The sequence below is a fragment of the Providencia huaxiensis genome (assembly GCF_002843235.3).
GTDB lineage: Bacteria > Pseudomonadota > Gammaproteobacteria > Enterobacterales > Enterobacteriaceae > Providencia > Providencia huaxiensis.
In genome coordinates this window covers 81,577-95,686 of sequence record NZ_CP031122.1, presented here as the reverse complement: position 1 = coordinate 95,686, position 14,110 = coordinate 81,577, and the positions used below count along the sequence as shown (strand labels likewise).

The window sequence follows — 14,110 nt, the reverse complement described above, 5'->3', positions numbered from 1 at the left end:
GTTTTTTTACATAGGAGCAACACCATGCACATCATCACTTTCATTGTAGTTCTGCTTGCATCTCTGGGCGCACTGTACGTAGGCGCGAAGGCATTTGCTTTTTCCTTCATCGTTCTCGCTAAAGTGTTCCAGCGTATCGGTTTGTTCCTTTGGAACAAATTCGCAGTTCCTGCAATGCGGTCTGTACAGGCCGTCATCAAAGAACGTGCTGCCAAGGCTGAACAAGCCAAAGCAGTCGTTGAACCTGAGGTAACTCAAGTTCAAGAAGTCGCTAAACAAGAACCTGACTGGGATTATCTCGAAATCCCGACTTACCTTCGTAAGGGCAAGGAACTTGTTTGGTAATAACTGTCGCTGAGTAATCTTCGACACTTTCAAACCCATCGGGGCAACCATACCCCGACGGGGATGTTGCCCCTTTTTGCTTAGGAGCAACATCATGGAAATCGCTATCATCGCTTTGTGTATCCCTACTGGTTGGGCAATCTCTCGTCCTTTCGTGAGAATCGCTGAATCGTTCGGTTACTGCTGATAGTCAACGCAAAGGGAGGGGGCAACCCCTCTCTTTCTGGTCAAGCCTCTGTGGCTTGTCCTCAAAGTCTTCTGGTGTCAGTTGGCTTTGACGACAAGCTACAGGGGGAATGTCGAATGCAACAGAATCTTCATGTTTACGACGATCACGCAGGCATCATCTATCTGGCTGATGGACGCGAGGTGAAATTTGATCCGAAACTGTATTCCAGCTCCTACCAGGCGCACAGTGAAGCAGTGAAGTGGGCCAAAGAAACCGGGGTCATTGGTCAAAACGACGATGTGGTGATGTTCGTCCATTGAGGGAGTGGCCTCCAGGAGAGGCTACTCTCCTCGCTCCTTAAAAGTCTTCTTACTCATGGTGAATACCATCAGTAAGCAGATTTTGTTCTCTTCGGAGAGCGAAAAGTGCGATAGCTGGTCGCCAAAAACAAACAGCAAATTAACGTTAATTTACTAGCCCAACCGGGCGCATCCGCCCGGTTCGGGACGTGGTGCGCCTGTCACAATAGGAGCGCACCTATGTCTCAATACTCTCAATTCTCAGTAAGCAAGGTTTTCGGTATGCCCAGCATTCCGGAGAAGGTAACGGCCATCGGCTACGCTGACGGTTCAAACCCTTTCATCCCTGCCACTGATACCAACTACGTTTTCCGCAAAGAGTTTCTGCGAGAGGTCTTGGCCTATCTCAAAGAGCCTGGCGGTGACGCATTGTTCGTAACCGGCCCTACCGGGTCTGGCAAAACCTCAGGTATCACCGAGATCGCTGGTCGTCTCAACTGGCCTGTTCAGCAAATCACTGCCCACGGGCGGATGGAGCTGACAGATCTGATTGGACATCACGCTCTGGTCGCGGAAAAGCCTGGTCAACCACCTGTCATGAAGTTCATGTATGGACCTCTGGCAGTCGCTATGCGTGAAGGTCATCTGCTCCTCATCAACGAGGTGGATTTGGCCGACCCTGCCGAGCTGGCTGGTCTCAACGATGTCCTTGAAGGGCGTCCCCTTGTGATCGCTCAGAATGGCGGGGAAATCATCAAGCCGCACCCGATGTTTCGTGTGGTCGTTACTGGTAACTCTACGGGGTCCGGTGATGCTTCTGGTTTGTACCAGGGGGTGATGATGCAGAACCTCGCAGCTATGGATCGCTATCGTTTCACCAAAGTAGGGTATGCGGATGAGGAAGCTGAACTCAGCATTCTTGGCCGTGTTACTCCGAAACTTCCGGAAAATGTGCGGAAGGGAATGGTTCGGATTGCTAATCAGGTCCGCAAACTGTTTCTTGGCGAAAACGGTGAAGATGGTCAGATCAGCGTCACCATGTCCACTCGGACGTTGGTGCGTTGGGCGAAACTGTCTCTAGCGTTCCGTGGTGCCCCAAATGCTCTTGAATACGCCCTGGATCAAGCTCTGCTTATCCGTGCGGCCAAAGAGGAGCGTGAAGCCATCCTGCGTGTTGCGAAGGATGTGTTCGGGGACCAATGGCGCTAAGGGGTGACGCATGAAGAAAAATGACTGTTTGTGCCGTCGTTACACTGCTAAAGAGTGGGGCAATGACGAAACCACAATAGAAGTCTTCATTGGCTACAAGTTGCTCCGGGAGCCCAGCTCCTCGGAGCCAGGCCAATTCACGATGGTCGAGCTACGCCGAACCGTCACTGATGGGAAAGCTGAAAATTGGTCTGAGACAAAGCTCGAAGGACCTTTTGAAGCTAACGGCCCAGACACGATCCCAATGTCCTACAAGGACAAAGAAAGCCAGTATGTGTCACAGTTTCTCAGCCAGGGGTACACCTTTCTGGATGAGGTGCTGGTAAACGCAGAGACACAGACGGTGCTGGAAGGGGGGAATGTTTCAGCCGGACAAACAGCCAGCTTGGGATCTCTCAACTGGCTGTTATCTCCGCCCTCTGAGTTACCTCCAGGTGACATAAACCTCTTCAAAGGTTTTGTTGCTGGGGTTTTTGCCAAAGGAGCCGGTTTAATCGGCTTTGAGGTTGCTCGGAGCGAAGGCTCAAATGACTTGCTACCCAGTGTGCTGATGCGTACTGACAGCGGTTATGAGCTTGGGGTTAGCACTGGACTAGGCGAAAACACTATCCATCCAGCTACGCTGGAAGGCGCTGGTGAACTCCGCCCGGAACATGGTCACAAACCCCTGCTGATGTTGGTTTACCTGCAACAGCGTTTCGCGGATGACTTTTCAAACGTAGAGAAGCCGCTGGTGGCATTCTGTGATGAACAGGGTGATACCTTCGACTACGAGCGTTTTGATTCACTAAAACCCCTCATTGAACGGTTTGGTTTCAGCTACGACGAAGTAAGAGCAGATGCAGAAAGGCTTGGCCTTGTATCTGAGCTGATTCGCCTGGCAGAGATCGACGCCGAACAAGAGGATCACTTTTTTTAACCCTTACGGGGGCTTGCTCCCCGAAAGGGGCGTTGGCCCTCTCCAAATAACTTGGAGGTCATGATGTCTAAAGGCGTCAACAAAGTAATTCTGGTCGGTAATCTCGGTTCTGACCCGGAAATTCGCTACATGCCAAGCGGAACTGCCGTTGCCAACTTCAACGTTGCAACAACGGATACGTGGCGCGATAAGCAGTCTGGCGAGCAAAGAGAGCATACTGAGTGGCACCGTATTGTGCTTAAAGGTCGTTTGGCAGAAGTCGCTGGTGAGTACCTGAAAAAGGGCTCCCAAGTCTATCTCGAAGGGAGCAACCGCACCCGGAAGTGGACTGACAGCCAACAAATCGAGCGCTACACCACCGAAGTACACTGCGTTGAAATGCAGATGCTTGGTGGTCGTGGAAATGCACCTCAGGACAACTCTCAACGTGCAGCGCCCCAAAAAGGGCAACGTACAGGAGCCGGTACGCAATCTGCTCCTGTGCAGCAATCAGCACCGCAAGGTGGTATGGGCGGAGGCTATGGTCCCGCTCCTGATGGCTGGGATGATGACATCCCGTTCATGCGGCTGCACCACTTGGCTGGCGGGTAACACCGCCAACTCTTACTAAACCCCACGGGGGCACTCATGCCCCGAGGGGGTCATGGTGTCCTCAAACCGTTCATTCGTGAATTGGAGAAACACCATGTCTGATAACAAATCTCTTGTAACCCGTATCGCAAGCCGGTTTGGCGTGGACACCCGAAAGTTCTATGAAACTTTGAAGGCGACCGCATTCAAGCAGCGAGATGGAAGTGCCCCGACCGATGAGCAGATGATGACGCTCCTGATCGTGGCTGAACAGTACGGTTTGAACCCTTTCACTCGGGAAATCTATGCGTTTCCTGACAAGCAAAATGGGATCATTCCGGTAGTAGGTGTTGATGGTTGGAGCCGCATCATCAACGAGCATCCCCAGTATGATGGCGTCGAGTTCGTGTATTCGGACAAGATGGTCAGAATGCAGGGGGCGAAAGTTGACTGCCCTGAGTGGATTGAATGCGTGATTTACCGTAAGGACAGATCTCGCCCTATCCGCATCAAGGAGTTCATTGATGAGGTGTACCGTGAACCGTTTCAGGGTCAAGGTCGCAATGGTGCTTACACTGTTGATGGCCCCTGGCAAACGCACACCAAGCGTCAACTCCGGCACAAGTCGCTGATCCAGTGTTCTCGTGTCGCATTTGGTTTCTCTGGTATTTATGACCAGGATGAAGCTGAACGCATCCGTGAAATGGAGCAGGCATCGGCCATTAACCCGGCTATTGCCAATCTCCCTTCACCATCTCAAGTTCAAAGCCAAGAGCCTTTGGCTATTGAGCACAAAGAGCTTGACCCGATCCTAACCAAACTCGCAAATCGCGCCATTGCTGAAAACGCATGGTCTGCGGCGCATGAGTATGTGAAGGGACGGTATGAAGGTTCGGAACTGCAATATGCGACTCAATTCCTTCGTGACAAGGAGATGGATCAAATGGAGCCTCCGAAACCTGACTACCAGGAAGCGCACGAGCAAGAGTCCGCCGCTGGTGGTTCTGCAAATGCTGAACCTGGTGCCGAAGAAATGCCGCCTTTGAGTGACGAGGACATGATCCCTGTTACAGAAGAGGAGGGCGCGGAAGGCAGTTACTACTAACCCCAACGGGGGGGACTCCCCCGCTGGGGGAGATCTCCCTCCTAACCATTGGAGAGAGGTCCATGAAAATAGTCAACCTATCGCAACGAGAGGAAGATTGGCTTGATTGGCGGCGTCAAGGTGTAACAGCCACTGACGCCGCTATCCTGCTCAATCGGTCTCCGTACAAAACACGATGGAGACTGTGGGCCGAGAAGACTGGGTATGCGCGTGAAGTCGATCTGAGTCTTAATCCGCTGGTTCGCCGGGGGATAGAAAACGAAGATGCTGCAAGACGCGCTTTCGAGGAGAAGTATGATGACATGCTGCTCCCCGCCTGTGTCGAATCGGTTCAATACCCGCTCATGAGGGCCTCCCTGGATGGCCTGAGAGATAACGGGGAGCCCGTCGAGCTGAAAAGCCCGAGTGCGACTGTCTGGGAAGATGTTTGTGCTGAGAAAGCAAACAGCAAGGCATACCAGCTTTATTACCCGCAGGTGCAACACCAGCTCCTGGTAACGGGGGCCAAGCAAGGCTGGTTAGTCTTCTACTTTGAAGGTCAGATTCAGGAGTTTCCAATACTCCGAGACGAAGCCATGATTCAAGAAATCTTGGCCGAGGCTAAAAAGTTCTGGCAACAGGTAGTAGACAAGAAGGAGCCCGACAAAGATCCAGAGAGAGACCTGTACATACCGCAAGGTGAAGAGGTCAACCGTTGGATTGCTGCTGCTGAGGAATACCGCCTCTATGATGCTGAGATTCAGGAGCTGAAACAGCGACTGTCTGAGCTTCAAGAAAGGCAAAAGCCTCATCTCGACACCATGAAGTCCCTCATGGGGGAATACTTCCATGCCGACTACTGCGGTGTGATGGTAACGAGATACAAAGCGGCTGGCCGGGTAGACTACAAAAAGCTGTTGGCTGATAAGGCGTCAGGCGTGAAGCCTGAGGATGTTGACCAGTACAGAGAGAAGTCATCAGAGCGGTGCCGTGTAACGGTTACTGGCTCTGTGAAGCCACGGTACATTGTTGATGAGGACGTGCTTGCTCCTCTTGATGATTTGCCGGAAGAAGTAGAGACGTTCTACTGGTGAGTGGGGGATTTTCCCCCGCTTTCCCTTGGGGATTCTGGGAGTCTCCAACGGAAAGCAAGATTTTGTTCTCTTCGGAGAGCGAAAAGTGCGATAGCTGGTCGCCAAAAACAAACAGCAAATTAACGTTAATTTACTAGCCCAACCGGGCGCATCCGCCCGGTTCGGGACGTGGTGCGCCCCCAACTTTTTGGAGTGCATCATGACTAAAGTGAACCATCTACAAAGCCTCTGTGTTATCCACGTAGACTTTGACATCTGGAGTGGACAAACCCGTTTGTCTGCATCTGATCTCAAGCTGGGCGAGGGTGGTGAAATTCCACCTGAGAAAGTAGCTCAACTGGGAAGTAAGAAGATCTGTGATCCGGCTAAGCTGAAAGGCTTTCATCGCCTGAAAACAGAAACTCGTCGCCTCCTGCTGAAATTCGGTATGCCGTTCATGAACGGATTTGCCGTACCCGTCAGCAAGACCGATGAAATCTGTAACAAGCTGAATGACATAAACTTTCAGTTTAACCAACTGAAACAGGATTTCATCAAAGGTTACAACAAAGCCGTGGATGAATGGTGTCAGGAGAACCCTGAGTATGAACGAGCTATCCGTGCCGGAGCCCTTCCAAAGGAAACGGTCGAGGAGCGGATTGGCTTTGAGTACCAGGTGTTCATGATCCAGCCTGTGAACGAAGATGAGGCCAACGCCAAACGCCTTAACCGCAAGGTTGAGCGCTTGGGTGACGATCTCATCTCCGAAGTGGTTCAGGAAGCGAATAAGTTCTATATGGAACGTTTGGCCGGTCGAGACCAATGTGCGGTCACTACTCGGCAGACACTCCGTAACATCCGCGACAAGGTGGATGGGCTTAGCTTCCTGAACAGCGCTTTTAACCCTCTGGTCAAGCTGCTCGACCAAACCCTCCGGGGATACGAGCAACATGCCGATGGCCGAAACATCGTTGCGCCTTTCTTTTATCAGGTCGTGGCCGCAGTGCTGATCATGAGCGAGAGGGACCGCATCGAGCAGTATGCCAATGGCTCGATTACTGTAGAGGGCATGGCTAATGACATTGGCGGTTCGGGAGCCCAGATGGGGGACCGTTCTAAAGATGAAAAGGCCGAACAGAAAAGCGATAAAGCCGGTGAGCTTATCCCTGCAACAGAGGGTGGCGAAACCAAGCAGCAACAGGTAGGTGGTACTGAATCTGTTCAATCAGAACAGACTAACAGCGGTGGTAACGCTGTTGACCTGGATGAAGACATCGACAACTTCTTCAAGAGTTTTGCAGAACGAGGCGAGGGTGAATCGGAAGATGAATCCAATGCCGGTGATGTGGTTCGAGAAGAGCGCGTTGATGTTGAGGATGAGCCGGTTTTGCCTGAGGAAACTCCGGTAGAGCAAGAGCCTGTCCAAGAGGAGCCGACAGAGGAGCCTCTCAACCAGGAGCTGCCTAAAACTGACGACGATGGCGACTATTTCTTCTAATAGTCACTTCAACTAAACCGACCCGGAGGGGATAGCCATTCCCTCCAGGGGTGGACTATCTCCTTCCCTACCAGGAGAAAAGATATGTCCAAAAAACGCACCATTTACAGCGCTCTACCAATCGTGGCCGCAGCCTATGGTGAAAAACTCGGTGTCAAAGTCGCCATCGGTAACGATGACGCATACACCGATGGTAAGACCATCGTGGTTCCGAATATCCCCGACGACTATCCTCACATGGATGCTGTCTGGGGGTATTTGGCCCATGAAGCAGCCCATGTCCGGTTTACGGACTTTGGTGTTGAGCGCCGCAGAGGTCTTCATGCTGAGTTGTCCAACGTTTTGGAGGACTGCCGCATAGAACGGGCCATGATGGAACTCTTCCCCGGTACGTCGCAGACCCTGAATGAGGTTGCTCGCTATATGGCTCAAGCTGGTCATTACGAGCACGTCACAGACAAAGAGGCCCCTGCCTCCATTCTGACAGGGTTTTGTTTGTACTGGTTGCAAACCAAGGCTGTAGGGCAATCCGTCCTTCAACCCTATCTCGATTCGGCTACCCCCGTATTCGAGCGCGTGTTCCCTCAGGGTGTTGTTGTTCGGCTGAACGCTTTACTGCGTAAGGCTGTGAACACTAAGTCAACCGCAGAGGTGACATCCTTGGCCGACCAAATCATCAAGATGATCGAGGAGGAAAAGGAGAAAGAAGAGCAAAAGCCCCTGAATGGTCAGGATGGTAACAACCAGCAGAATGCTGGTGGCAACCAACCTCAGAACAGTCAGGGCGGAAGTGGTAACGATCAAAACCAAGGGCCTGATGCCAATGGTGGTGATCAGCAAGGTAAAGACCAGAAGCAAGACGATGCTAACGGGAAATCTGATCCGAAAGGACAGGGCGACCAAGGCAAGTCGGATACTGATGGTGGCAGCAAGGCAGGACAAAGCCAGGCTGGTGGCAATTCTGACGCGGCGAAACAAGACGCGGCCAAAATGCTCCAGCAGGTTCTGAATGCCGGTGCCGGTGATTTGCGTGGTGACGCGCATGATGCACTTAAAGCCGAGCTCAACCGGGTGGCTCAAGATAAGGGGGACAGTAGCTATATGACTGTTCGCTCTGCTGTGAACACCCAGGACAACCCTGCTGTTGGCAAAAGCCTGGTAGGGGATGTGAAGAGCACCACTTCAAAGATAAGAACGCAGCTCTACGGATTGGTCCAGGCCAGCCAGCGAGTTGCTCACCGTAACCAACGATCAGGGAAGCGTGTGGATGCTCGGAAACTACATCGTGTAGTGACGGGTGATACCCGCGTATTCCTCAAGCCGGAAGCCAAGAAACGCCCTAATACGGCGGTTCACATCCTGGTTGATATGAGCTCCTCGATGGCCTACAAGGCCGCCAATGGAAAGGAGCGTCAAGACATTGCGCGGGAAGCGTCCTTGGCTATTTCGATGGCTCTGGAAGCAATACCCGGCGTAAACCCGGCAGTCACCTTTTTTGGTGGCAACCGGAACCAGCCAGTGTTCAGTGTCGTGAAGCATGGAGATACGGTTCAGAATCGGGCCGGTCGGTTTGGGTTCAAAGCAACTGGCGGTACGCCTATGGCGGAAGCTATGTGGTATGCAGCTTTTGAACTCACCAAGACCCGTGAAGAGCGAAAAATGTTGATCGTAGTGACTGACGGGCAGCCTCAAAGCGCCCCGGCATGTCGCTCAGTGATTGACCTCTGTGAACGAAGCGATGTTGAGGTGATCGGCATAGGGGTAGAGACTACCGCAGTGTCAGGACTGTTCCAAAAGAACATTGTCATTGATGATGCGGCAGCTCTGCAACGCACACTGTTTAAGTTGATGGAGCGGTCATTGACTGCTTTTGCAGCTTAACAGGAAGTGAAACGACAAACGGCTATCCCTTCGGGGGTGGCCGTTTTTATTTGGAGAGTCTATGAACCAATTCCATTCATCTTTGGATTTGTATCATCGGAACAAAGGTAGAAGGGCTACAGTGCCGGAGACGCCTTTTTTACTGCTTGCTAAGCGCATTCCTCCGATGTACTGGAGACTGTTCCAGGGTGTTACTTTGGATAGTCGTATGGGATACACAGGCAGGCGGCAGTTCCACAGTCTTGGGCAAGCAATCGACTGGGCAAAGTCATCAGTTGGCGATTCCTGGTCAAATAAGCGCTTTCACAAGCCGGTAGGCCTCGATGTATTGCTGGCCTGTACTGCGAGTAAGGTGCCTGAACATCTGGTCGAAGAACTGAAAAGACGGGGCAGTTGATGCGTCTTTGAGCTTTGCACCCGAAAAGGGCAGTTTGAGCGTTCCTGTTCACACAGCTCTCGTGGAACAATCAAAGTGAGGAGGGAATACCCTCCCACTTTCTCAGAGGCCTTCATTGAGGGTTGCTGAGAAAGTGAATTTTGTCCTCTCTGAGGGCGAAACGTGCGATAGCTGGTCGCCAAAAACAAACAGCATTCAACCTCAGCCTAAGGGCGCACTGCGCCTGACAGGCTCTGTGTGCCCAAGTTACTTTAAGGAGCACACATGTCTCATCTGAACAATCTCAAATCCGTAATGATCTCTCTCGCCGCCGAACATAAGCTGCCTGAAATCTACCAGGATGACATCACTACCGATGTGGAGTCTCTGGATCGATTCGATGGTTTACGTCTGGTCTGGCTGTTGCGGTCTTGCGGCAGCGTATTGGTGCCAGCGGAAGTTGGCGTTAATCCGATCTATATCACCCATTGGTTGTGGTCTAACCACGGTCAACAGGTGGTTCCATTCTCTGTGGATACCCGCACGGGGTTGATTGAAAAAATCGACTTCGAGCAAGCTGAAAAGCTGATCATGCAGATGCCTTGCAACCTCTCTTCATTGCAGAACAAGGAATACTTGGTTGACCAGGTAAACCGAGTGTTGCAACGAGGTTGTGAAATGCGTATCTGGGGTATCTTCGAGTCTCCAAGCTCGGTGGAATCCGTTGGTGGTTGGAAAGAGTGGCAGAGCTATTTCAGCTCTACTGGGAATCGACTGATGGCCGATTTCGTTGGTAAAGCCATTCGATTCACCAACCCTCGATAAATCGCCGTTCAACCATTAACCCTAATTAACCCTATGGGGCTCCGATAGCCCTGAGGGGACGGGGCTCCGCAATCGCAATAAGGAGTCCCTATGAAAAACCTATCAGCTTTGGAAGCAGTTCTTGACTACGACAAACCTTCTCGACGTTTTCTTGATGAGCTCAACGAAAACCAGATGAAGGATTTGTCCGGGGAAATCTTCGCCAAGCTCTACTGGAGCAAGCGTAATCCCCAGTGGTACGAGAAAGACACCAATCGGCTGTTTGCACGACTTCGTTGGGTTCAGCGCATCATCAAGAAGCGCTTGAAAACCGGCAAGGTTAAACCTGAACTGACAGAAAATGGTTCAGTGATGGAGCGCTTCAACTTCCCTTATGGTGACACTCTCGATTTCTTCCATCGGTACTTGCGACATCCCAAATGGGAGGTTGTGTATCAAGAATCGGGGTGCAGTGCCTTTTGGAAAAATGAAGCAACGCTTGAGCTATGCACCTACTGCGAAGGTGATGTGGTCATGATGAAGGCTCCTGATGAAGCAACCTTCTTTCGTGATTGCAATCGCCTTAGCTGGTGGTATGCAGATAACGCTTGATCTTAATCCCTAACCAGGGGCGAACCGGCCCCTGATGGGAGCATGGTGCGCCCCATCTATGATGGAGGACGCCATGTTCAAATCATCAGTATGCTCCTACGAAAACAGGGGGCCTTACGGAAACAACAAGTACCGAGGCAACTGCTCGGGCTTTATCGTTAAAGACTTCATTGAGTCTTACATGAGAAAGCCGAACGGGCTGGTGGCAGACCCAAGTGTTGGGGGTGGCTCTAGCATCGACGTTGCCAATGAACTTGGTGTCCGTTTCAAAGGGACAGACTTGCATCAGGGGTTCAACCTGTTGCGGGATGACTTCCTTTCGTTCCTCGGAGAGCCTGCACACCTGATCTGGTGGCACCCTCCTTACTGGGACATGATCCAGTATTCAGGTAAGCAGTGGGGCGAGCCCAACAAATGGGATATGAGCCGCATGAATTTGCCTGAGTTCGTTGAAGCCCTTGAGCTGGCCGTTATGAATATTCATGACGCCTGTGAGCGAGGAGGGCATTACGGAATCCTCATGGGAAACCTGAGGCGCGATGGGGATTATTTCAACCTGTCCAGCCTTGTGGAACGTATCGCACCTGGGAAGCTGGTGGATGAGATCATCAAAACACAGCACAACTGTGTGAGTGACCGAACTCAGTATTCCGGGAAGCTGGTGCGTATCGCCCATGAAAAGCTGTTGGTGTTTCGTCGTAACGACGTTGCCTCATCGCTCTGTCTTCTTGCTGCCGTACACCGTCGAGCAACCAATATGGTTTCGACTACGTGGAAAGCTGCAATACGCCGAACCCTACAGGGGAAAACGTTGAAGCTGGAGCAGATTTACAAAGAGATTGAACCCTACGCAAAGCATCGAGAGAACAACCACTGGCAAGCAAAGGTCAGGCAAGTTCTTCAAGATGCCAGGTTCTTTATTCGCATCGAGGTAGGTGTCTATGCACTTGCTGAGTAGCCCAACCGGGGCGTGACATCCCGGAGGGGATTGGTCGCGCTCATCAACAACAAAGGAGCGTGACCATGAACGTACAACTTCAAGCCAGCAACAATGTGCTGTTGGCGCAAATCGAAAGCAAAGGCCTCACTGTTGAAACGCATTGTCGCAGTGGCTTTTGTGGCATGTGCCGGGTTCGTCTACTCGAAGGTCAAGTGGCCTATGACGAGACGCCCATCGCATTTGTCAAAGAAGGGGAAGTGTTGGTTTGCTGCGCTAAAGCAAAAACCGATGTGACCTTGGAAATTTAACCCATCCGGAGGAGCCTTTCCTGCGGGTGGGGCTCCTCTATCCATTACGAGGAGAAACACTATGTCTATCAATACCAAAGTTGAACAAATCGCATACGGTCATGCTACCGCTCTAGTGCTCAGTGAACTGGGCCAACAAGAGAATTGGTGCAAGGCTTATGAGTATTTGTCTGAGTGTGTCGAACGGGGAGACGAGCCTGAGGATCTGGTCGTTTGGCAACCGTTTGAGCACTGGGAATGGAAAGACATTCTGGAGCAAATCGAGAGCGAAGCCGAGTCTCTGCTTTCGACTATTAAGTCCGTTTTAGGCTTGGCCCACAAAGGCATCATTCAGTCAGCAATTGACTGCTCTCTGGATTCGGACATGACCCAGCTTGACCTGATTGGAATGGTCGAGCTCGGAAGTGAAATCGAAGATGGGGAGTGTGCTGGAGGTGGCTATGCAGCTTAACCGATACACGGCCAGGGAGTCTGACAAAAGTCGGATACTTCGGACCATCGGCTGGTGCAAGCGCAATCACCTTACACTTGCCGGTCTTCCATACGAGGACAATCTTGCAGGAAGTGACGGGATCAGCATAGAGATCATCACTCCTCCTGGTATGTCGCGGGAAATGTTGGAGCAAGCCGTCAGAGAGGGGTATTCAGAGCGAGATGTCGTAAGGCATCGCATTCTGGAGTGCCCTGTCGGTTGGTTCATGGAAGCTGATGGCAAGGCATTTGATCATGAAGTGTTCCACGATTACGTGGTGGCTCATGGTTATGGCGAACCTTCCAGCGAAGCCTATGAGCTGGCGGAGCGGTGGTTCTGGCAGGGCAACGATTATGCGTTGATAGCTGCGGAAATAGTTGCTCGTGATCTTTGTGTTCGTGATGACGAAGATGAGGACTGATCCTATGGATGCTGTAGCGCATATAGCAGCAGATAACCTTGTACCGGCATGTGGAGGTGCAGAGAAGCCGTTTACCGTTAGTGGTAGACAGTGGCTTTACTGCTATCACCCAGCCAGTGGGAGGCACTGCTACTTAGACCTCGATAATGACCGTCCAGTCTGGCATCGAGGATTTCATCCTGCTTTTCATCCTGAGCTTGAGTTCGCTGATGAAGCTGAGTTGCTTCGACCAGTTGAGCGAAAGCCTGACCATGAAGAGCTGGAGGATTTTTACTTTTAACCCACGGGGCCGCTCTTCCTGATGGGAGACGGTCCTCCATTCTCAAAGGAGAAGACCATGAAAGATCACAGTCAAACGATTGTGTTCCCTGGGAACAATGTTGAATCACTTGCTGAGGCTAACGCCATGTTGAGCGCTGTGTCGGAAGATGCACGTAAAGCCAGCAATACGGAAGACAAACGTGACCTTGAATCGCTTCAAGGCTGGCTGGAAGAGAACATCAATTCTCAACTGGCAGGCGTGAAGTAACTATGACTGTAACCCCACTGGGGGCTTCATGCCCCTGTGGGGGCATGGTGCCCGTAAAAGGAGTCACCATGAATGCAGTGAAGATGATCCAGAAGGAAAACCAGCTTGAGCTGCCGCTTTTCTTCCTGGATGAAGAGCCGAAGACCGCAGAAGTCATTCCATTTGAGCCAAAGCCTGAATGGACTGATGATGAGGTAAGGCAGTTACGTGATGGGCTTTTATGGCATAGCCTTAGAGTCCTTGCTGATGGTCGAGCTGGAAGTGAAATCAAGCAGGAAACGATGGCTTGGGTGATGTCCGATGAGGTACATCCATTCTCATTTGTGGTCTGCTGCGATGAAGCAGGTTACGATCCATCTGGAGTAAGGGAAGGCGTGAAGTCTATCCTAAACCGCTTAGCGCGGGTTAAAGCGGGGGGTTAACCCCCTGCTTTCCCAGTGGCATCGACTTTCACATGTGAAAGTTTGTGCCCCTCGGAAAGCAAGATTTTGCTCTCTGTCGAGAGTGAATAGTGAGGTAGCTGGCCTCCCCAAACAAACAGCATTCTACATAACCCTTGGGGGATCACTGCCCCTCGGGCTGGTGGTTCCCTGACAAACAT

General features: G+C 51.7%; 20 protein-coding genes. 19 read left to right on the top strand and 1 reads right to left on the bottom strand.

The annotated features are described in order from the left end of the window. The first annotated feature begins 24 nt into the window (after positions 1-24). The 19 genes from CYG50_RS01050 to CYG50_RS00955 all read left to right on the top strand — a co-directional run bounded on the left by CYG50_RS01050 (position 25) and on the right by CYG50_RS00955 (position 13,931). A complete protein-coding gene (locus CYG50_RS01050) occupies positions 25-345 on the top strand; it encodes a hypothetical protein (RefSeq protein WP_000547566.1) in 321 nt (106 codons plus the stop codon). Positions 346-648: 303 nt separating this feature from the next. After that, a complete protein-coding gene (locus CYG50_RS01045; protein WP_001186917.1) occupies positions 649-834 on the top strand; it encodes a hypothetical protein in 186 nt (61 codons plus the stop codon). Between the two features lie 219 nt (positions 835-1,053). After that, the gene (locus tag CYG50_RS01040; protein WP_000085162.1) at positions 1,054-2,022 is read left to right on the top strand and encodes an AAA family ATPase; all 969 of its coding nucleotides are present in this window, start codon (positions 1,054-1,056) and stop codon (positions 2,020-2,022) included. 10 nt (positions 2,023-2,032) lie between these two features. Continuing rightward, positions 2,033-2,941 carry a hypothetical protein gene (locus CYG50_RS01035; protein ID WP_000739139.1) on the top strand — a complete coding sequence of 303 codons (909 nt, stop codon included), beginning with the start codon at positions 2,033-2,035 and terminating at the stop codon, positions 2,939-2,941. Positions 2,942-3,001: 60 nt separating this feature from the next. Continuing rightward, positions 3,002-3,532: a single-stranded DNA-binding protein gene (gene ssb, locus CYG50_RS01030; RefSeq protein ID WP_000987165.1), complete on the top strand. Its 531-nt coding sequence runs from the start codon at positions 3,002-3,004 to the stop codon at positions 3,530-3,532. Between the two features lie 94 nt (positions 3,533-3,626). Beyond that, entirely contained in the window at positions 3,627-4,616 is a 990-nt protein-coding gene (gene bet / locus CYG50_RS01025) for a phage recombination protein Bet (RefSeq protein WP_001282585.1), read from the top strand. A 62-nt stretch (positions 4,617-4,678) separates the two neighbouring features. Further along, complete coding sequence (locus CYG50_RS01020; protein ID WP_000706865.1) at positions 4,679-5,689, top strand: YqaJ viral recombinase family nuclease; 1,011 nt, start codon at positions 4,679-4,681, stop codon at positions 5,687-5,689. A gap of 199 nt (positions 5,690-5,888) precedes the next feature. Further along, positions 5,889-7,166 carry a DUF3150 domain-containing protein gene (locus CYG50_RS01010; RefSeq protein ID WP_000170086.1) on the top strand — a complete coding sequence of 426 codons (1,278 nt, stop codon included), beginning with the start codon at positions 5,889-5,891 and terminating at the stop codon, positions 7,164-7,166. A gap of 84 nt (positions 7,167-7,250) precedes the next feature. Next, positions 7,251-9,047 (top strand): VWA domain-containing protein, encoded by a 1,797-nt coding sequence (locus CYG50_RS01005; protein WP_000039318.1) that lies wholly within the window; start codon positions 7,251-7,253, stop codon positions 9,045-9,047. Between the two features lie 61 nt (positions 9,048-9,108). Continuing rightward, positions 9,109-9,444, top strand: coding sequence for a hypothetical protein (locus CYG50_RS23365; RefSeq protein ID WP_001071288.1), 336 nt, complete (start codon positions 9,109-9,111; stop codon positions 9,442-9,444). Positions 9,445-9,708: 264 nt separating this feature from the next. Beyond that, a complete protein-coding gene (locus CYG50_RS00995) occupies positions 9,709-10,248 on the top strand; it encodes a hypothetical protein (RefSeq protein ID WP_000018872.1) in 540 nt (179 codons plus the stop codon). Positions 10,249-10,338: 90 nt separating this feature from the next. Then, entirely contained in the window at positions 10,339-10,839 is a 501-nt protein-coding gene (locus CYG50_RS00990) for a hypothetical protein (RefSeq protein ID WP_000793769.1), read from the top strand. 73 nt (positions 10,840-10,912) lie between these two features. Then, positions 10,913-11,797: a hypothetical protein gene (locus CYG50_RS00985; RefSeq protein ID WP_000477209.1), complete on the top strand. Its 885-nt coding sequence runs from the start codon at positions 10,913-10,915 to the stop codon at positions 11,795-11,797. 65 nt (positions 11,798-11,862) lie between these two features. After that, positions 11,863-12,087, top strand: coding sequence for a class I ribonucleotide reductase maintenance protein YfaE (yfaE, locus tag CYG50_RS00980; RefSeq protein ID WP_001102700.1), 225 nt, complete (start codon positions 11,863-11,865; stop codon positions 12,085-12,087). Between the two features lie 61 nt (positions 12,088-12,148). After that, positions 12,149-12,538, top strand: coding sequence for a hypothetical protein (locus tag CYG50_RS00975; protein WP_000026577.1), 390 nt, complete (start codon positions 12,149-12,151; stop codon positions 12,536-12,538). Further along, on the top strand, positions 12,528-12,980 hold the full coding sequence (locus tag CYG50_RS00970; protein WP_001176699.1) for a hypothetical protein: 453 nt from the start codon (positions 12,528-12,530) through the stop codon (positions 12,978-12,980). Before CYG50_RS00975 ends, CYG50_RS00970 begins: the two co-directional genes overlap by 11 nt. A 4-nt stretch (positions 12,981-12,984) precedes the next feature. Then, complete coding sequence (locus CYG50_RS00965; RefSeq protein ID WP_000340223.1) at positions 12,985-13,260, top strand: hypothetical protein; 276 nt, start codon at positions 12,985-12,987, stop codon at positions 13,258-13,260. A 57-nt stretch (positions 13,261-13,317) separates the two neighbouring features. Next, positions 13,318-13,509 carry a hypothetical protein gene (locus CYG50_RS00960; RefSeq protein ID WP_000651508.1) on the top strand — a complete coding sequence of 64 codons (192 nt, stop codon included), beginning with the start codon at positions 13,318-13,320 and terminating at the stop codon, positions 13,507-13,509. 68 nt (positions 13,510-13,577) lie between these two features. After that, positions 13,578-13,931, top strand: a complete 354-nt coding sequence (locus CYG50_RS00955) for a hypothetical protein (RefSeq protein ID WP_000994741.1) — start codon at positions 13,578-13,580, stop codon at positions 13,929-13,931. On the opposite strand, the gene CYG50_RS00950 is transcribed toward CYG50_RS00955, so the two are convergent. Continuing rightward, on the bottom strand, positions 13,928-14,110 hold the full coding sequence (locus CYG50_RS00950; protein WP_000498033.1) for a hypothetical protein: 183 nt from the start codon (positions 14,108-14,110) through the stop codon (positions 13,928-13,930). The two genes, CYG50_RS00955 and CYG50_RS00950, sit on opposite strands and share 4 nt — an antisense overlap.